Source organism: Propioniciclava sp. (assembly GCF_047602245.1).
Classification (GTDB): Bacteria; Actinomycetota; Actinomycetes; order Propionibacteriales; family Propionibacteriaceae; genus Propioniciclava.
Genome location: NZ_JASGHT010000001.1, coordinates 364,654 through 381,955 on the forward strand (window position 1 = coordinate 364,654; position 17,302 = coordinate 381,955).

Annotated in this window: 17 protein-coding genes; 4 read left to right on the forward strand and 13 right to left on the reverse strand. The window is 67.5% G+C overall.

Annotated elements, in window-relative coordinates; genetic code table 11:
• The 11 genes from QM708_RS01750 to QM708_RS01800 form a co-directional block, all read right to left on the reverse strand.
• Complete coding sequence (locus tag QM708_RS01750; protein WP_415103800.1) at positions 1-387, reverse strand: DUF6394 family protein; 387 nt, start codon at positions 385-387, stop codon at positions 1-3.
• A 35-nt stretch (positions 388-422) separates the two neighbouring features.
• The gene (locus tag QM708_RS01755; protein WP_415111217.1) at positions 423-1,436 is read right to left on the reverse strand and encodes an FKBP-type peptidyl-prolyl cis-trans isomerase; all 1,014 of its coding nucleotides are present in this window, start codon (positions 1,434-1,436) and stop codon (positions 423-425) included.
• A 40-nt stretch (positions 1,437-1,476) separates the two neighbouring features.
• Positions 1,477-2,238, reverse strand: a complete 762-nt coding sequence (locus QM708_RS01760) for a pseudouridine synthase (protein ID WP_415103802.1) — start codon at positions 2,236-2,238, stop codon at positions 1,477-1,479.
• Complete coding sequence (gene scpB, locus QM708_RS01765; protein WP_415103804.1) at positions 2,235-2,876, reverse strand: SMC-Scp complex subunit ScpB; 642 nt, start codon at positions 2,874-2,876, stop codon at positions 2,235-2,237. Before scpB ends, QM708_RS01760 begins: the two co-directional genes overlap by 4 nt.
• Positions 2,863-3,666, reverse strand: coding sequence for a segregation and condensation protein A (locus QM708_RS01770; protein WP_415103806.1), 804 nt, complete (start codon positions 3,664-3,666; stop codon positions 2,863-2,865). The genes scpB and QM708_RS01770 overlap by 14 nt, the downstream gene beginning before the upstream one ends.
• Entirely contained in the window at positions 3,663-4,049 is a 387-nt protein-coding gene (locus tag QM708_RS01775) for a hypothetical protein (RefSeq protein ID WP_415103808.1), read from the reverse strand. Before QM708_RS01775 ends, QM708_RS01770 begins: the two co-directional genes overlap by 4 nt.
• The gene (locus QM708_RS01780) at positions 4,034-4,924 is read right to left on the reverse strand and encodes a ParA family protein (RefSeq protein WP_415103810.1); all 891 of its coding nucleotides are present in this window, start codon (positions 4,922-4,924) and stop codon (positions 4,034-4,036) included. Before QM708_RS01780 ends, QM708_RS01775 begins: the two co-directional genes overlap by 16 nt.
• Before the next feature lie 378 nt (positions 4,925-5,302).
• Entirely contained in the window at positions 5,303-6,034 is a 732-nt protein-coding gene (locus QM708_RS01785) for a class I SAM-dependent methyltransferase (protein ID WP_415103812.1), read from the reverse strand.
• Positions 6,035-6,468: 434 nt separating this feature from the next.
• The gene (locus QM708_RS01790) at positions 6,469-7,401 is read right to left on the reverse strand and encodes a site-specific tyrosine recombinase XerD (RefSeq protein ID WP_415103814.1); all 933 of its coding nucleotides are present in this window, start codon (positions 7,399-7,401) and stop codon (positions 6,469-6,471) included.
• Positions 7,402-7,408: 7 nt separating this feature from the next.
• On the reverse strand, positions 7,409-8,116 hold the full coding sequence (locus QM708_RS01795) for an NUDIX domain-containing protein (RefSeq protein ID WP_415103816.1): 708 nt from the start codon (positions 8,114-8,116) through the stop codon (positions 7,409-7,411).
• Between the two features lie 7 nt (positions 8,117-8,123).
• Positions 8,124-9,791, reverse strand: coding sequence for a CTP synthase (locus QM708_RS01800; RefSeq protein ID WP_415103818.1), 1,668 nt, complete (start codon positions 9,789-9,791; stop codon positions 8,124-8,126).
• Positions 9,792-9,959: 168 nt separating this feature from the next.
• Here QM708_RS01800 and QM708_RS01805 point away from each other — a divergent pair, with 168 nt between their 5' ends.
• From QM708_RS01805 to QM708_RS01820, 4 genes are all read left to right on the forward strand, one after another.
• Complete coding sequence (locus QM708_RS01805) at positions 9,960-11,822, forward strand: putative nucleotidyltransferase substrate binding domain-containing protein (RefSeq protein WP_415103820.1); 1,863 nt, start codon at positions 9,960-9,962, stop codon at positions 11,820-11,822.
• Positions 11,822-12,508: an exonuclease domain-containing protein gene (locus tag QM708_RS01810; RefSeq protein ID WP_415103822.1), complete on the forward strand. Its 687-nt coding sequence runs from the start codon at positions 11,822-11,824 to the stop codon at positions 12,506-12,508. Before QM708_RS01805 ends, QM708_RS01810 begins: the two co-directional genes overlap by 1 nt.
• Positions 12,509-12,518: 10 nt before the next feature.
• On the forward strand, positions 12,519-15,206 hold the full coding sequence (locus QM708_RS01815; protein WP_415103824.1) for a hypothetical protein: 2,688 nt from the start codon (positions 12,519-12,521) through the stop codon (positions 15,204-15,206).
• Between the two features lie 89 nt (positions 15,207-15,295).
• Positions 15,296-16,135, forward strand: a complete 840-nt coding sequence (locus QM708_RS01820; protein WP_415103826.1) for a type IV toxin-antitoxin system AbiEi family antitoxin domain-containing protein — start codon at positions 15,296-15,298, stop codon at positions 16,133-16,135.
• A gap of 142 nt (positions 16,136-16,277) precedes the next feature.
• On the opposite strand, the gene QM708_RS01825 is transcribed toward QM708_RS01820, so the two are convergent.
• Both QM708_RS01825 and QM708_RS01830 read right to left on the reverse strand, forming a co-directional pair.
• A complete protein-coding gene (locus QM708_RS01825; RefSeq protein ID WP_415103828.1) occupies positions 16,278-16,631 on the reverse strand; it encodes a hypothetical protein in 354 nt (117 codons plus the stop codon).
• A 74-nt stretch (positions 16,632-16,705) separates the two neighbouring features.
• Positions 16,706-17,302, reverse strand: a complete 597-nt coding sequence (locus tag QM708_RS01830; protein ID WP_415111220.1) for a 4'-phosphopantetheinyl transferase family protein — start codon at positions 17,300-17,302, stop codon at positions 16,706-16,708.

Consider the following 17,302-nt stretch of genomic DNA (forward strand, 5'->3'; position numbering starts at 1 on the left):
TCAGTGCCGGCGGAAGTTGGCGGTCTCGATGACCATCAGCACCACCGAGACGATGTTCGCCAGCAAGGCCCCCAGGGCCAGCGACACCACGCTCGACATCGCGTGGGCGTCCAACGTGACCGGATCGACCTGGGTGAACCAGATCCACGTCACCGCGGCCGCGATCAGCTGGATGGTGGCGACCAGGCTGGTCGCCAGGTGAATCGCGCCCATCTGGGTGCGGTCGCCGAATTTCAGGATCGTCGCGATGATGTTGACCACCACCGCGGCATACAGCTCGATGACGTTGTGGTGCTCGGGGTTGCCGATGTCGCCGGTGACGTACCCGAAGTTCAGCGTCGCCGCCAAGAGCACGAAGAAGCCGAAGACCACCTTCTCCAGGTTCATGACGGCACCCTACCCCCGGGCACCGACGCCCGGCGTCAGCTCTGAGGGTAGGAGTACAGGATGTCGATGACGAAGACGACGGTGTCGCCGGCCGCGATGGCCGGCTTCTGGCTGGCGCGCTCGTAGCCGTAGGCCGGCGGCACGATCACCAGCACCCGCGAGCCGATCGGCTGCCCGATGACGGCCCGCTTGAAGCCGTCGAGCGCGTCGGCGATCGGGCCGGTGCGCAGGTCGCCGAAGTTGTCCTCGATCTGCTGACCGCTGTTCCACGACCAGGACCGGAAGTGGGTGATCACGATGTCGTTCTCGCCGACCTTGCGCTGCTCGCCCACGATCAGCGGCGCGATCACCAGCTCCGACGGCGGCTGCTCGCCGGTCGGGATCGTCACGGTCGGCTTGCCGTCGGCTTCGCCGACGGTGACCGGAAGACTCGGCTGCTGAGCCACACCACTCGGCGCGGCCGTCTGCACCGACACCATGTCGACCACGAACACCAGCGTGTCACCGACCTCGATGCCGGCCTCGGTCCTGCCGCCGTTGCTGTCGTAGCCGTCAACGCCCGGCATCACCACGAGGCGGCGCTCGCCCGGCTTGGCGCCGGTGAGGCCCTTGGTGAACCCGGGGACGACCTGCTGCAACGACATCAGGGCGGGTTCGCCCTTCTCCCACGACGAGTCGAAGGTCTGGCCGGTACGCGCATTGATGCCGACGTAGTTGACCTCGACGATGCCCTCGGCCAGCGCACCCTCCCCCTTGCCCTCGCTGATCGTCCGCGTCCGGGTCTCGTCGATCGCGAACGGGGTCGGAATGCTCACCTGCGGCACCGAACCCAGCGCACCCTGCACCGTGATGCCATCGATCGAGTTCGACACCGGCACGGGCTCAGGGGTGGGCGTCGGGCTCGCGTCCGGTCCGGCGCTCGCGGTCGGCGCGGTGGACGCGTCCGGCGTCGGGGTGGGCGTCGGCGCGGGTCCGCCGCAGGCGGCGAGGGTGGTGGCGAGCAGAACCGAGGCCGCGGCGAGCGCGGCGCGGTACAGGCGGGGGGTCATCGGCACCCGGCCATGCTACCGACTGCCGGGCCCGCGGGCCTCACAAGCCCACGGCGTCCATCAGTGCGCCGAGCTCGTCGCGGGTCAGGTCGCGGACCTCACCGACGCGCAGCTGGCCCATCTTGACCGGGCCCATCTGCACGCGCGACAGGCTGCGCACCGGATGCCCGACCGCGGCGAACAGCCGGCGGACGATCCGGTTGCGACCCTCGTGCAGCACGATGGTGACCATGCTGCGCTTCTCGGTGCGCGGGCCCAGCTTGACCCGCTCGGGGTTCACCCAGCCGTCCTCGAGCCGGACGCCTTTGCGCAGCCGGTTCAAGGTGGCGGCGTCGATATGCCCCTCGACCTCGGCCACGTACGTCTTGGGCAGCTCATAGCGGGGGTGCATCATCGCCTGGGCGAAGTCGCCGTCGTTGGTGAGCAGCAGCATGCCCTCGGTGTCGGTGTCGAGGCGTCCGACGTGATAGACCCGCTCGCGGGTGTACCGGCCCAGGTAGTCGGTGATGGTCGGACGCCCCTCGGGATCGTCCATCGTGCTCACCACGCCGCGGGGCTTGTTCATCATCGCGTACACGTGCCGCCGCGGCGGGGGCAGCCGGCTGCCGTCGATGCGGATCACGTCACGCTCGGGGTCGACGCGCCGGCCCTGCTCGGTGACGAGCTTGCCGTTCACCTCGATGCGTCCCTCCTCGATCATGATCTCGGCGGCACGCCGGGACGCGATGCCGGCCTGGGCGAGCACCTTCTGCAGCCGGATGCCCTCGCTGTTCGGGTCGTGCGCGGCGGGGCGGTCGTTCATACCTGGTCCTTGGGGGCCGTCGGGATGGTCGGGGTGGTCGTCATGAGGTCATCCTCTCGTGGTTGCGCCAGGCCCGCGAGTTCGGCCTCCAGCAGGGACGCCTCGGGCAGGTGCGGCGCGATGGGTGGCAGCTGGTCGAGCGTGGTGTAGCCCATCCGTTGCAGGAAATAGTCGGTGGTCTTCCACTGCATGGCGCCGGTGTCCTCCGCGTGGCCGGCCTCCTCGATCAGCCCGCGGGTGGCCAGGGTGCGCATCACGCCGTCCACGTTGACGCCACGGATGGCACCCACCCGGGAGCGGGAGATCGGCTGCAGGTAGGCGACCACGGCCAAGGTCTCCAGCGCGGCCTGCGACAGGCGGGCCTGCTGGCCCTCCAGCACCCAGGCCGCCACCACGTCATGGTGTTCGGGGCGGGTGTAGAACCGCCAGCCCTGGCCCACCTCGCGCAACTCGAAGCCGCGGCCGGTTTCGTCGTAGAAGCGGGCGAGCGCTTCCAGCGCCTCCCCCACCACCGGGACCGGCGCGCCGACCGCCTGGGCGAGTTCGTTCGCGCTGACCGGCTCGGTGGCCATCAACAGCAGCGCCTCCAGGGGCGCGGTCAGCGCCGTGTCCGGGGGCGTCGGGTCAGGACTGGTCATGATCGTTCTCCTCGTCGAACTCGCTGGCGGCCGCATCGCGCTCGTCGTCGCCGCCGGTCCAGCGGATGGTCAGCTCGCCCAGCGGGGTCAGCTGCTCGAAGGCGACCGCGTGCTCGCGGGCCAGCTCGAGCAGGGCGAGGAAGCGGGCCACCACGACCAGGCGCTGGCCGGCGTCCGCCACCAGGGCACGGAAGGTGGCCGTGCCGGCGCGGCGCAGCTTGTCGACCAGGATGCCCGCCTGCTCGCGGACGCTCACCGGCGGGGCGTGCAGGTGCGCCAGCGACACCGATGGCTCCTGTTTCGGCTGCAGCGCGCGGGCGGCCAGCCAGGCCAGCTGATCGCCGTCGGCATGGATCTCGACCTCGGGCAGCAGCCGCGCGAAGGCGTCCTCGAGACCGCCGGGGCGGGCGAACCGGCGCGCCTCGGCGTCCATTCGCGCATTGATCAGGCCGGACACCACCTTGAACGCGCGGTATTGCAGCAGCCGGGCGAAGAGCAGATCGCGGGCCTCCAGCAGGGCAAGATCCTCGGGATCCTCGACCTCACCCGAAGGCAGTAGCCGCGCCGCCTTGAGATCGAGCAGGGTCGCGGCGACCACCACGAACGAACTGGCCTGGTCCAGGTCGGCGTCCGGGCCCATCGCGCGGATGTGCGCGATGAACTCGTCGGTGACCGCACTGAGCGCGATCTCGGTGATGTCGAGCTTGTGGCGGGTGATCAACTGCAACAGCAGGTCGAACGGCCCCTCGAAGTTGGAGAGCCGGACGGTGAACGCCGGCTGCTGGCTCACCGCGCAGCCAGCCGGCGGACGACGTCGGCGTCCGCACCCTCATCGGCGATCGACGCGAGCGCGGATGCGATCGCCGCGCGCACGATCCGGCCGCGATCGACCGCAAGATTGTGCTCGGCGCGCAACTGCAACCGGAGTTGCTCCAAGGCGAGCAACTCCTCGGAGCTGACATAGACGGTGATCTTCTCGTCGTGCCGGACGCGCCCGGTGTGCGCCACCTTCGGGACCGCCGCGGTGGGGGTTGCCGGGGCCGGTTCGGGCGCGATCGGTGTGACCGGGGATACCGGCGTCCGGGCCGCCTCGACCTCGCGCAATAGTTCGAGGGAGTCGACCGTGGAACGGAACAGCTCAGAGGCGCCGGGCAGTCCTACGCGCCGGGGCATCGGGCGAGCACCTCCTTGGCGAGGGTGCGATACGACTCCGCCCCCGGGCTGTACGGCGCATAGGTGGTGATCGGCTCGCCGGCGACCGTGGTCTCGGGGAACTTCACCGTCCGCTTCACCACCGTGTGAAACACCTTGTCACCGAACGCTTCGACGACCCGCTCCAGCACCTCGCGGCTGTGCAGCGTGCGGCCGTCGTACATGGTGCCGACGATGCCGAGCACCTCCAGATCAGGATTGAGCCGGTCGGTGACCTTCGCGATCGTGTCGGTGAGCAACGCCACCCCGCGCAGCGCGAAAAACTCGCACTCGAGCGGAATCATCACCTGATCGGCCGCGGTCAGCGCGTTCACGGTGAGCAGGCCGAGGCTGGGCGCACAGTCGATGATGATCACGTCGTAGCGATCGCGGACCGGCTTCAGCACGCGGCGCAACGTCTGCTCGCGGGCCACCTCCGACACCAACTGCACCTCGGCCGCCGACAGGTCAATGTTCGCCGGCAGCAAATCGAGCCCGTCGACATTGGTGGCGACGATCACCTCGTTGATGTCGTGGTCGCGGGTCATCAGCAGCGTGTAGATCGACTTCTCCATCACGTGCGGATTCACGCCCAGCCCGACCGACGCCGACCCCTGCGGATCGAAGTCGACCAGCAGCACCTTGCGCCCGGTTTCGGCAAGTGCGGCCCCCAGATTGATCGTGGTCGTCGTCTTGCCGACGCCACCCTTCTGATTCGTCATCGCGATGACGACCGCCTGCTTGGGCCCCTCGCGCGGAGCGCGCGGCTCAGGCAGATCCGGCCACGGACGCCCGGTCGGTCCGAGCTCGTCGCCGGCCTCGGCGGGGTCCTCGAACAACGCGGGGATCTGGCTCACGGCTGGGGTCCTTCCGATTCAGTCTTCCCCGAATCCTACGCCGGTCTTTGCCGACAAAATGACACTCCCGGGAACATAGCTACGCTGCGGTGCGCCCGCGTCCGCCGTGGTCGCTCGGCAGCGTGGATCGCTACCGTGCCCAGGGGACGCCGAGGCCTCATCCGAGCAGCCATAGGCAGGCGTCCCGGGTCCCCGTCGCCACCCGCTCGTCAATGCAAAGTCGTGGCGACTAGACGCACCACGACTTTGCATTGACGGCAACTACATGGTGGTCCGCGACGCCTGGTGCCGGAAACGTCACACACATCAGCCCGCGAGCCGCCCCGGGAGGCGATTTGTGTGACGTTTCCGGCATCCCGACCCTTCGCGCAGGCTGACTCAGGCGATGCTCGCCGTGACCACGACGCTCTTCCCTGTCGCATAGAGGGCGTCCCAGCGCCGGAACCCCGCCGAACCCAACGCTTCGACGAAGTCCGACAGCGTCATCGGGAGCGGCGAAGACCCCAGCGGCACCTCGATCGGCCCGGTGAGCGCCACGATCTCGACGTCCGCGCTCGTGTCAGCCCACCACTGCGTCCAGGGCGAAAGGGAGTCGTCAGCCTCGACATCGGCAGAGACGCCGTCTGTGAACTGCTTCTGCCGCGCGACGGGGTTCACGTCGGGTAACTCCGAGTTCCCGTCGCCAACACTCGGCTCGCCGGAGACGAACTGCTCTGCTGTCACCAGCACCCCGTGTGGGGTCAGCAAGCCACGGCATCCGCGAAGTAGCGAGACCACGCCGTCTGGGTCGAAGTAGTGTACGAACGCCGACGACACGATCGCATCGAACGGACCCAGTTGCTTTAGCGACGCTTCGGCGTCAGGTGCCCCGACGAACGCCTCGACGAACGAGACCCCGGGATGCCCCGCGCGCGCCATCGCGATCAAGGCCGGGTGCGCGTCGACGCCGAGGACGGACGCCTCCGGAAGCGCATCCCCAAGCCGCCCGGTCAGCGTGCCCGGCCCGCACCCAAGATCCAGGATGCGACCTTCCCCAGGGACAACCTCCTTGACCCGGTCGATGACCAACTGCCAGCGTTCGTCGTAGTCAGGGAAGTAGATGCGGTGCATGGCATCCCACGTGGCGCACCGCAGCACGACACGATCGGCAATCCCTGCGCCCATTCGGCCCCCTCTCCCCAAAGTGGACAACTCCCGCCCACACCAGACGCGCCACCACCATACATCTCACATGATAACGATTCTCATATTATTCCTGGTGCTCTCACCCAATGCGCGGCGATCGGTCTCGGCAGGGCGGGCGTCCGGTCTTGGGCCTGCAGCCGTCGCCCGCTCGTCACTGCAAAGTCGTGGCGAATAGACGCACCACAACTTTGCATTGACGGCGACTACATGAGGGTTGGCGATGCCTCGTGCCGGAAACGTCACCCACATCAGCTCGCGAAGCGACCTGGGAGACGATTTGTGTGACGTTTCCGGCATCCCGCCCCAGTCGCGCATGCCGACACAGACATTGCTTGCCGTGGCCACGGGGCCGGCCTGACTCAGCGCGCGCGGGGGTGTGCGGTCAGGAAGACCTCGCGGAGGTGTTCGGCGGTGACCAGGGTGTAGATCTGGGTGGTGGTCACCGAGGCGTGGCCGAGGAGTTCCTGCACGACGCGGACGTCCGCGCCGCCGTCGAGCAGATGGGTCGCGAACGAATGCCGCAAGGTGTGCGGGCTCACCGGAACACCGAGACGAGCCCGTTCGGCGGCATCGGTGATCACGTTGAACGCGGACCCACGGCTGAGGCGTCCGCCGCGTGCGTTGAGCAGCAACGCCGGGCCGGGCCGCACGGCTTTGGCCTGCAGCACCGGGCGTCCCCGCACCAGCCAGGCTCCCACCGCGGCGCGGGCGTAGGAGCCGAGCGGGACGAGGCGTTCCTTGCGGCCTTTGCCGAACAGGCGCAGGCCGGCGTCCGGGTCGTCGAGCTGGGCGGCGATGTCGTCGACGTCGAGATCGCACACCTCGGAGATGCGCGCGCCGGTGCCGTAGAGCAGTTCGATCAGGGCGGCGTCGCGCAGCCCTGTGACGGTCGTCCGGTCAGGAACGTCGAGCAGCGCCTGCACCTGCTCGACCGACAGCGCCTTGGGTAACCGCCGGCCCTGTTTGGGACGGTCGACGTGCGCAGCGGGGTTGTGGACGGCCTCACCGTCGCGCACCGCGAACGCATGGAACGATCCCACCGCGGCGAGAGCCCGGGCCACGCTGGACGCCGCCAGGCCGCGCCGTTCGGCGTCCCCTTCGCGTAGCCAGGCACCGAATGCCGACACGTGTTCGGCGCGCACCGCGTCCGTCTCGGCGACGCCCAACCCCGCCAGAAAGGCTGCGTAGCGGGTGAGGTCGCGCCGGTAGCCCGACACGGTGTGCCGGGAGGCGCCGACCTCGGCGACGAGGTGGTCGAGGTAGGCGCCGATCGCGCGCTCGAGTGAAGCCACGGACGCCTCAGCGCGGCCGGGTCTGTCCGCCGAGGGCGTGAATCTGCGCGTCCCGGGCGGCTTTCACCGCGCGGGCCGGCCACGGATCGCCCGGCGTCCGCAACGCATCGACCCGGCCAGTGCGCAGCGCAGCGTACGCGGCCAGCGCACCGACGACCATGGTCGGGTTCTGCACCCGTCCGGCGTAGATGGCATCAACCAGGTCGTCCAGCGGCACCAGGCAGACCTCCATGTCGGCCTCCTCGTGCTCGACCACGAAGCCGTCGGGGCGGGCGGCGTCGGTGAGTCCACGGGCCAGGTAGACCCGCAGCGACTCCTGCAGGCAGCCGGGCGAGGTCATGTAGTCGACCAGCACCCGCCAATCAGACGCCGCCAGCTGCACCTCCTCGGCAAGTTCACGCTGGGCAGCCGCCAGCCAGCCGTCGCCGTCGGAGGCGTCCAACAACCCGGCCGGCGGCTCGATCAGCCGGTACCCGACCGGGTGGCGGAACTGCCGCACCACCACGACCCGCTCGGCGTCGTCGAGCGCGATCACGCCGACGGCACCGGGATGCAGCAGGTAATCGCGCTTCATCCGCGCGCCGTCGGGGGTTTCGACGTCGTCGCGGACGAAGTCGCTGACCAACCCGCCGCCGAGCAGGGTGTGCGCGCGGACGGGCCAGTCCAGCGGCTCGTCGCGGACCTCGTCGCCGCTCAGCACCCTCAGTCCGCGCATCCTGCTCCTAGCTCTGGTCTTCTTCGGTGAACAGCCGCTGGCTGCGGCGCCGTTCGACGGCCGCCGCGAGCAACTGTACGAACAGCGGGTGCGGTTTGGTGGGACGCGACTTCAGTTCGGGATGCGCCTGGGTGGCCACGAAGAAGGGGTGCAGGGTGCGGTCGAGTTCGACGAACTCGACCAGGTTCCCGTCGGGCGAGGTGCCCGATACGTGCAGCCCGGCGGCCTCGATCCGGTCGCGGTAGGCGTTGTTGACCTCGTAGCGGTGCCGGTGCCGTTCGCTGACCGAGGTGGTGCCGTAGGCCTCGGCGACGAGCGATCCGGGAACCAGTTCGGCCGGGTAGGCGCCCAGCCGCATGGTGCCGCCCAGATCGCCGGCGCCCTCGACGAACGCCTCCTGCTCGGCCATCGTCGAGATGACCGGGTGCTCGGTGCGCGGGTCGAACTCGGTGGACGCCGCCCCGGCCAGGCCGGCCAGGTTGCGGGCCACCTCCATCACCATGCATTGCAGGCCCAGGCACAATCCCAGGGTCGGGATCCCGTTCTCGCGGGCGTAGCGCAGCGCGCCGAGTTTGCCCTCGACGCCGCGAATGCCGAAGCCACCCGGCACCAGCACGGCGTCCACATCACCCAGGTTGTGCGCAGCACCTTCGGGGGTGGCGCATTCGTCGGAGGGCACCCAGCGCACCGACGCCTTGGCCCAGTTCGCGAAGGCTCCCGCCCGCAGCGCCTCGGAGACGCTCAGGTAGGCGTCCGGCAGGTCGACGTATTTGCCGACCAGGGCGACGGTGACCTCTTCCTTGGGGTGGTGGACGCGCTCGAGCAGGTTGTTCCAGCGCTTCCAGTTCACGTCGCGGAACGACACCCCAAGCCGGCGCACCACGTAGGCGTCCAGGCCTTGGTCGAACAGCACCTTGGGAATGTCGTAGATGCTGGGGGCGTCCGCGCACGACACGACGGCTTCTTCGTCGACGTCGCACATCATCGCGATCTTGCGCTTGATGCCGTCGGGCACCTCGCGGATGCAGCGGGCCACGATCGCGTCCGGCGTGATGCCGACCTGGCGCAGCGCCGCGACCGAATGCTGGGTGGGCTTGGTCTTCAGCTCACCGGACGGCCCGATGTAGGGCACCAGCGACACGTGCAGGAAGAACACGTTGTCGCGCCCGATTTCGCGGCGCACCTGCCGGGCGGCTTCGAGGAACGGCAGCGACTCGATGTCGCCGACGGTGCCGCCGATCTCGTGAATGACGATGTCGGTCTTCTTGGATGCCATCGCCAGCATGTCGTCGCGGATCTGGTTGGTGATGTGCGGGATCACCTGCACGGTGTCGCCGAGGAAGTCGCCGCGGCGTTCCTTGGCGATGACGGTCGAGTACACCTTGCCGGTGGTCACGTTGGCGTCCGCGGTCAGGTTGACGTCGAGGAAGCGCTCGTAGTGGCCGATGTCGAGGTCGGTCTCGGCGCCGTCCTCGGTGACGAACACCTCGCCGTGCTGGAACGGGTTCATCGTTCCCGGGTCGACGTTGAGGTAGGGGTCGAGCTTCTGCATGGTCACCCGCATGCCCCGCGCGACCAGGAGTGAGCCGAGGCTTGAGGCCGTCAGGCCCTTCCCGAGAGAGGAGGCGACGCCCCCGGTGACGAAGATGTGCTTGGTCCGTTTCGCTGTACCCACGGACCTCCACCCTACGTCGCGCACCCGGACGCCGTCGCCGCACAACCGGCCGTCCGGCCAGGTTGGAACATGTTTGTCACATGCGGCGGACGTCCCACGCCCCACCCCGGCGCCCGATCCCGCGCAGCACGACTAGCGTTTTCGCGCCGTTCAGGGTTGCATTCGTTCATGGACGTCGAATTGGTCGAGATCAGGGACTTCCTCGCTGCGCATCACCCGTTCGACCAGCTCGATCCGGCGCGGCTCAACGAGCTTCCGGCGCAGTTGGTCGCCCGCTACTACCGCCGCGGCACGACGATCGTCGAGGTCGGCGCGCACAACGAATACCTCTACATCCTGCGTTCGGGGTCGGTCGACATCGTGGACGCCCAGGGTGCGCTCACCGACCGGGCCGGTATCGGCGACTCGTTCGGCTTGTCGTCGGTGATGACCGGCGGTCCGTCGCTGTTCACGCTGACCGCGCACGAGGATTCGTTGCTGCTGCTGATGCCCTCGGCGGTGTTCCGGCAGTTGATGGCGACCTCCGAGCCGTTCTCGCGGCACTTCCTGCAGCAGCAGGCGGGCCGGATCAAGGCGGCGATCGAGGCCGTCCGGGTCGATGAGGCGGGTTCGGCGATCCTGCGGACGCGGGTGCGCGACATCATCCGTAAGAAGCCGATCACGATCGCGCCGGACGCCACGATCCAGCAGGCGGCGCAGTACATGACGGTGAAGGGCGTCTCGGCGCTGCTGATCACCGAGAACGACGCGATGATCGGCATCGTCACCGACCGCGATCTGCGCTCGAAGGTGACCGCGACCGGGTTCCCGACGACGCGGCCGGTGTCGACGATCATGACCCGCAACCCGACCAGCGTGCACCCCGACACGCTCGCGTTCGAGGTGCTGGTCGCGATGACGCAGAACCGCTGGCATCACCTGCCCGTGCTCGAGGACGGACGCCTGCTCGGCATGATCACCTCCGGTGACCTGATGCGCCTGGAGCAGGCCAACCCCAGCTATCTGGTCGGCCGGATCGCCCGCCAGGACACCTTGGAGGGCCTGATCGAGGCGTCCGGGCAGATCTCGACCGTGGTGACCCAGGCGGTGATCCAGGATGCGACCGCCGACGACATCTCCCGGGTGATCACCGCGATCACCGATGCGATCACCCGCAAGCTGATCGAGTTGGCCGAGGCCGAGATCGGACGCCCGCCCGCGCAGTACTGCTGGGTGGCGCTCGGCTCGCAGGGCCGCTTCGAGGCGGGCCTGCAATCCGATCAGGACAATGCGATCATCATTGCCGACGACGCCACCGACGAGCAGCTGGAATGGTTCGGCCGGCTCGCCGAGCGGGTGGTGGACGGCTTGGAGGCGTGCGGCTACGAGCGTTGCCCCGGCGACATGATGGCGTCCAACCCGCAGTGGCGGGTGCGCCGGACGCAGTGGTGGCAGTACTTCACCACCTGGATGAATGCCCCCGAGCCGGACGCGCTGCTGAACGCGCAGACCTTCTTCGATATGCGCCCGGTGCACGGCAACCGCGCGCTGTTCGATTCGCTGCATTCGGCGATCCTGTCCCGGACGCCCGGATCGACCCGCTTCCTGGCCTATCTGGCCAAGCAGGCGCAACGCTTCGAGCCTCCTTTGGGGTTCTTCCGCGATTTCGTGCTGGAGGATTCCGGCGAGCACGCCAATATGCTCGACCTGAAGGCCGGCGGCATTGTTCCCATCGTGCAGATGGCGCGGCTGTTTGCGCTCAGCAAGGGCGAAGGACCGTTCTCGACCCAGGAACGGCTCAAGATCGCCGGCGAGGTGAAAGCACTGTCGGCCGAGAATGCCGCCGATCTGTCGGATGCGTTCGAGTTCATCAACCACGTGCGCATCCGGCATCAGGTACGGCAACTCAAGCAGGGCGAGACGCCCGACAACTATGTGCCGCCTGCGGTGCTCAGTTCGTTCGAGCGCCGGCATTTGAAGGACGCCTTCACGATCATCCGCACCATGCAGAAGGCGCTGGCCTACGTGCACCGCACCGATGTGACCTCGTGATGTTCGGACTGTTCTCGCCTTCGATCGAGCGCAAGCGCGCCAAGGCGGCCGCATCCGCGCGCGGCGCCTTGGCCGAGTATTACCGGACGCCGGTACAGCCCGATTCAACCCCCGCGTCCGCGTTGCGGTTGCTGGCGATCGACATCGAAACCACCGGCCTCGACCCACGCAAAGACACCGTGCTGAGCCTCGGCTACGTTCCCGTCGACGGCGAGACCATCGTCTTCTCCGGCGCAAAACACCGCATTCTCGCCGCCGGCACCGAGGTCGGCCAGTCGGCCGTCTTCCACGGCATCACCGACGACCAGGTCGCCCAAGGCGTCCCGGTAGCGGACGCCGTCGCCGAGGCCTTGTCGGCCTTGGCGGGACGGGTCATGCTGGCGCATTTCGCGATGATCGAAACCCGCTTTCTGTCCCGGATCTGCGAACAGCTCTACGGCGCTCCCTTGGTGGTGCCGGTGATCGACACCCTCGTCCTGCACGACCGCCTGATCAACCGAGGCTTCGACGACGAAGCCAAAGCCGGCGAGTTGCGCTTGTGGAACGCCCGCCGCCGCTACGGCCTCCCCCGCTACCCCGCCCACGGCGCCTTAACGGACGCCCTCGCCTGCGCCGAGCTGTACCTCGGCCACCTCGCCGAGGTGTCGGAGGGTCATTCCCAGACCTTGAAGTCCCTGAAGTCCTAGGCTGACCACCGTGCCCAGACCGCTCCGCGCCGCGCTGTGGCCTGTCGGCGTCACGGTGGTCGGAACCCTCGCCGTCCTGGCCGCTCAACTGCAAGCTCACCCCGCAGCGTGGATCGTCATCGCCGTGTCGGCTGTCGCCGGCGCGTTCGTTCCGACCCTCCTCGACCGCATGCAGCGCCGCGCGGAGATCGCCCGCAAGCAACCCACCGAAGCGCTTCCCCCGCCTCCCAGCCAACTGCTCGCCGCTGGCTCCGAGGTCGTCGACTTCATCGGACGCCAGCGCGAACTCGCGGCTCTACGCGACTGGCTCGCAACGGCCGCCGACCCCGTCCGGCTGATCTGGGGCGCGGGTGGTGTCGGAAAGACCCGCCTCGCACTGAAGTTCGAGCGACAGGCGCAAGCCGATGGCTGGACGACCAAACACCCCAGCGACCTCAACCTCGACGGCCTCCTGACCAGCTACCGCGACCAACACACCGGACGCCTGCTCGTGATCATCGATTACGCGGAAACCCGAGTGAGCTTGAGCAAACTCATCACCGATGTCGCTGCCCACCAAGACGGCAAGAACGCGAAGGTCCTGCTTCTGGCACGGTCGGCGGGCGAGTGGTGGAATGAAGCCGTCCGCTCATGCGACGGAGGTGTCCGTTCCCTGCTCGAAGGTCCCGAGGTGGTCACAGAACTCGAGCACAAGGTCGATGAGACGACGACTCCGCAGGAGATCATCCAACGCGCCGCAGAACGGTTCGCCCAGCAACTCGGCAAAACGAGACCACCAGAGATTGCGGTCTTAGGTATCCCCGCCCCACGAATCCTCGACCTCCACGCGGCCGCCCTCATCGGCGTGCTCAACGCTGAACTTCTCGGGCAGAAAATGACGGTCGACCTACGCACGGTCATGGAGGAGTTACTCTCTCACGAGCGCTCCTACTGGACACGTTCTCAGCCGACCTACCAGATCAGCCCGACAACAAGGCAGACCGACGAGCTGATGGCAGTCGCCTGCCTCCTCGGCACAGACACCGAATCACACGCCCGCGACGCTTTCGGACGGGCCCACCAAGAACTGACAACATCCAGGCATTTGGCGTGGTACCAGGATCTCTACCTTTCGGACGACCGCTGGGCCGGATCGGTCCAGCCCGACCGCCTCGCGGAGCATCTCGTAATCTCGGTCCTTACCGGCAAGCCGGAGCTACAGCAACGATCCCTCGACAATGTGGACGCCGAGCAAGCCCGGCATGCGCTCACGGTGCTCGGCCGGGCCTCCACCGACAGCGAAGCCGCCCAAACGTTCCTCGAACGCCTGATGCCTCAGGTGGTCGAGGTCATCGAGACCCTCACCGCACCACCCGAAGTGCTGAACTCGATCCTCAATGCGATCCCCTACCCGTCGGTGAAGTTCGCCGGGGCATATGCCGCCGTTATCGCACGCCTGCTTCAGCAGGCAGATTCAGACGTCGAACGAGCCCGACTGCTCGACCATCACAGTCTGGCCCTCGCTCAGTTAGGCAGACGCGGGGAAGCCCTCACCGCCATCAACGAAGCCGTTCGAATCCGACGCCACCTCGCCACCACACAACCCGATACCTTCAACCCCGACCTCGCCCTGGCACTCAACAACCAATCCCTCTGGCTGGCCAATCTCGGACACCGCGAAGAAGCCCTCACCGCCATCAACAAAGCCGTCAATCTGTACCGCAACCTCACCACCACACAACCCGACACCTTCAACCCCGACCTCGCCCTGGCACTCAACAACCAATCCCTTTGGCTGGCCAATCTCGGACACCGCGAAGAAGCCCTCACCGCCATCAACAAAGCCGTCAATCTGTACCGCGACCTCACCACCATACGACCCTATACTTTCAACGCCGACCTCGCCCTGACACTCAACAACCAATCCCTCTGGCTGGCCAATCTCGGGCACCGCGAAGAAGCCCTCACCGCCATCAACAAAGCCGTCAATCTGTACCGCGAAGCCACCACCACGCCACCCGATACCTTCAACCCCGACCTCGCCCGCGCACTCAACAACCAATCCGTCCAGCTCGCCAATCTCGGGCACCGCGAAGAAGCCCTCACCGCCATCAACAAAGCCGTCAATCTGTACCGCAACCTCGCCACCACACAACCCGACACCTTCAACCCCGACCTCGCCCTGGCACTCAACAACCAATCCCTCTGGCTGGCCAATCTCGGGCACCGCGAAGAAGCCCTCACCGCCATCAACAAAGCCGTCAATCTGTACCGCAACCTCACCACCACACAACCCGACACCTTCAACCCCGACCTCGCCCTGGCACTCAACAACCAATCCGTCCAGCTCGCCAATCTCGGGCACCGCGAAGAAGCCCTCACCGCCATCAACAAAGCCGTCCGAATCCGACGCCACCTCGCCGCCATACGACCCGACACCTTCAACCCCGACCTCGCCAACTCGCTAGGCGCGCTCGGTGTTCAACTGCGTGAGGTAGATGACCACGATGGCGCCGTGGCCGCCGATCGGGAGGCGATCGTTCTCTATCTCCCGCTGGCTCGCCGTTGGCCGAGCGTGTTCACCGAACCCCTCCAACGAGCGATCAAGAACACCACCATCGACCTTCGTGCCCTGGGACGAACTGATGGCGAGATCGAGCACTTCTTTGCGGACCTGTATCGCGAGCACGAGACGCCTCCGGAGCCACCCGAGGGCTAGCGGTTGGAGCTGCCGCTCCTCCTCCGCACCGACAGCAGGCCGGCTCGGCCATCTTGAGCTCGCTGCGACAGCTAGACTCTCAATGCAGATTGCAGAACGTCACACAATCTGTGACGATTGTCAATATGGATCAGCTGACAACTCCAGTGCGGGCGCCTGAGTTGGCGACCTGGGCACTGGCTCATGGCCGTGGGTCGCTGACCAGTGACGAGGTCGCGAGACTGCTGGGCGTTGACACGAGCCAGGTACGGCAACGGCTCAACGCTCCAGCTCGACGTGGCGAATGGGTGCAGCCAACGCGCGGCTTGTGGGTGCCGGTGCCGCCGGAATACCGGACCTGGGGCGCCCCACCGGGGATCGAGATCATTGACGCAATGATGCGTCATCGAGGCATCGGCTACTACGTCGGCTGGCTCAGCGCGGCCGCCATCTACGGGGCTGCACATCAGGCACCACAGGTGTTCCAGGTCGCGGTGGATCGCCACATGCGTGACCGGGTCGTCGGACGCACGCGGTTCGTCTTCGCCCAGCGAGGCATCACCAGCATCCCGACGATCGCGCACCCGACCCGTGACGGGTCGGCACGCGTATCAAGTGTCGCCGCGACGATGCTCGATGTCGCCGATGACCTGATGAGGGCGGCCGGTATCGACAATGCCGCGACCGTGATCATCGAGTTGTCCGAGCATGAACTCTTCGACGTCAACGACCTGGCCCGGCTCGCCCCATCCTTTCCCGCAGCCGCAGGCAGGCGAGTCGGATGGTTCCTCTCTCAGTTCACCGACCGTGACGATCTCGGGCCGCTTCGCCAGGTCGTCCGCGACGCTGTCACGTCCGTCTCCCACCTCGAGCCTCACACGCCAGCAACTGGTCCGGTGGACAGCAACTGGAGGATCTTGATCAACCGCGACGTGGAGCCAGACGCTTGATCCCAGTCACGCCGAACCAGAGCTCGTAGCCAGCGAAGACATGAGAAGGACCGGGGCGGTAGTCCAACCCGATTGTTCTCACGTCTCCCCCGAGGCTCTGACCTTCGCCGGGACGGGGCCCCGCTCAGTGCGTAGCGACGCGCTACACCTGGATGCGTGACGGGAGCAGCATGGTCGCGGCGGCGACGCCGCCGATGACGAAGTGCGCCGCGCCGAGGGTTCCGTGCAGGAGCGCCACGAGCATCAGCGTCACCAGCACCCCCAGGACGACGACGACCGACTTCAGCGCGCGTCGCCGGGGGTGCTTCTTCTCTAGAAAGCCTACGAGGAGAACCAGGAACAGGAGGCCCAGCACGCCGGCGGTCACAGGCCATACCGGCATCTTGAGTGCCACCACCAGAGCAACGCCGCCCCCCGCGACGATGCCCGAACGCACCAAGAATGCTGTCCATGCCGCAGTGTCGTCCTCAACGGACCGCCTCTGCGTCACGGTCATCTCGCCTCCTGCTCGCGGTTCTCCTCCCCCTTCAGGCTAGGCACTCCGAACCTGGTTTCACAGTTAGCCTTTGGTCAGTTCCCACTCAATCTCGCTACGGCGCAAGCACCGACAGCATCACCACCGGACCAGTCACTGACCTGCCCAGGGGGCCGCAACGCGTCCAGTCCGGCCAGGTGGTCGAGCGTGCCGAATCCGGCCTTGACCAGGGCTTCTTTGCGCACCCACAGCCGCAGGAACGTCGCCTGGGCATCAGGTTGCGCCGCCATCCACGCGCGCTCATAGCCCGTCAGCACGGACGCGATCGGCGCGACCGGCCGGATGACCTCGACATCGATCCCACACGGCACGAACGCCGCACACGCCGCGACCCACCCCCGGGTGTGGCTGAGCGACACGTACACCCCGGGCGACCCCAGCACCGACGGACGCCCATGCGGCCCTCCGCACTCAGCGCAGCGCTGCACGATCTCAATCTCGGCAGGATCGCAGCCGAGTAACGCGCCGGCGCACCGCCGCACCAGGACGTGCGCGGCCACGAACGCCTCCCGGTCGGCCGCGAACCGCAACAGATCTCGCCGCTGACGCTCGGCAGCGGTCAGCAGTCCGGCGTCCTCGTCGCCGGTCACCGTCTCGAACCGGACGACCGCCGGCGCGGCGGCGTCCGTCAT

Bases quoted from the DNA above. Each gene is read 5' to 3' on its own strand.
- QM708_RS01750 (WP_415103800.1), bottom strand. From the start codon at position 387: ATGAACCTGGAGAAGGTGGTCTTCGGCTTCTTCGTGCTCTTGGCGGCG.
- QM708_RS01755 (WP_415111217.1), bottom strand. From the start codon at position 1,436: ATGACCCCCCGCCTGTACCGCGCCGCGCTCGCCGCGGCCTCGGTTCTG.
- QM708_RS01760 (WP_415103802.1), bottom strand. From the start codon at position 2,238: ATGAACGACCGCCCCGCCGCGCACGACCCGAACAGCGAGGGCATCCGG.
- scpB (WP_415103804.1), bottom strand. From the start codon at position 2,876: ATGACCAGTCCTGACCCGACGCCCCCGGACACGGCGCTGACCGCGCCC.
- QM708_RS01775 (WP_415103808.1), bottom strand. From the start codon at position 4,049: ATGCCCCGGCGCGTAGGACTGCCCGGCGCCTCTGAGCTGTTCCGTTCC.
- QM708_RS01785 (WP_415103812.1), bottom strand. From the start codon at position 6,034: ATGCACCGCATCTACTTCCCTGACTACGACGAACGCTGGCAGTTGGTC.
- QM708_RS01795 (WP_415103816.1), bottom strand. From the start codon at position 8,116: ATGCGCGGACTGAGGGTGCTGAGCGGCGACGAGGTCCGCGACGAGCCG.
- QM708_RS01805 (WP_415103820.1), top strand. From the start codon at position 9,960: ATGGACGTCGAATTGGTCGAGATCAGGGACTTCCTCGCTGCGCATCAC.
- QM708_RS01810 (WP_415103822.1), top strand. From the start codon at position 11,822: ATGTTCGGACTGTTCTCGCCTTCGATCGAGCGCAAGCGCGCCAAGGCG.
- QM708_RS01825 (WP_415103828.1), bottom strand. From the start codon at position 16,631: ATGACCGTGACGCAGAGGCGGTCCGTTGAGGACGACACTGCGGCATGG.
- QM708_RS01830 (WP_415111220.1), bottom strand. From the start codon at position 17,302: ATGACGGACGCCGCCGCGCCGGCGGTCGTCCGGTTCGAGACGGTGACC.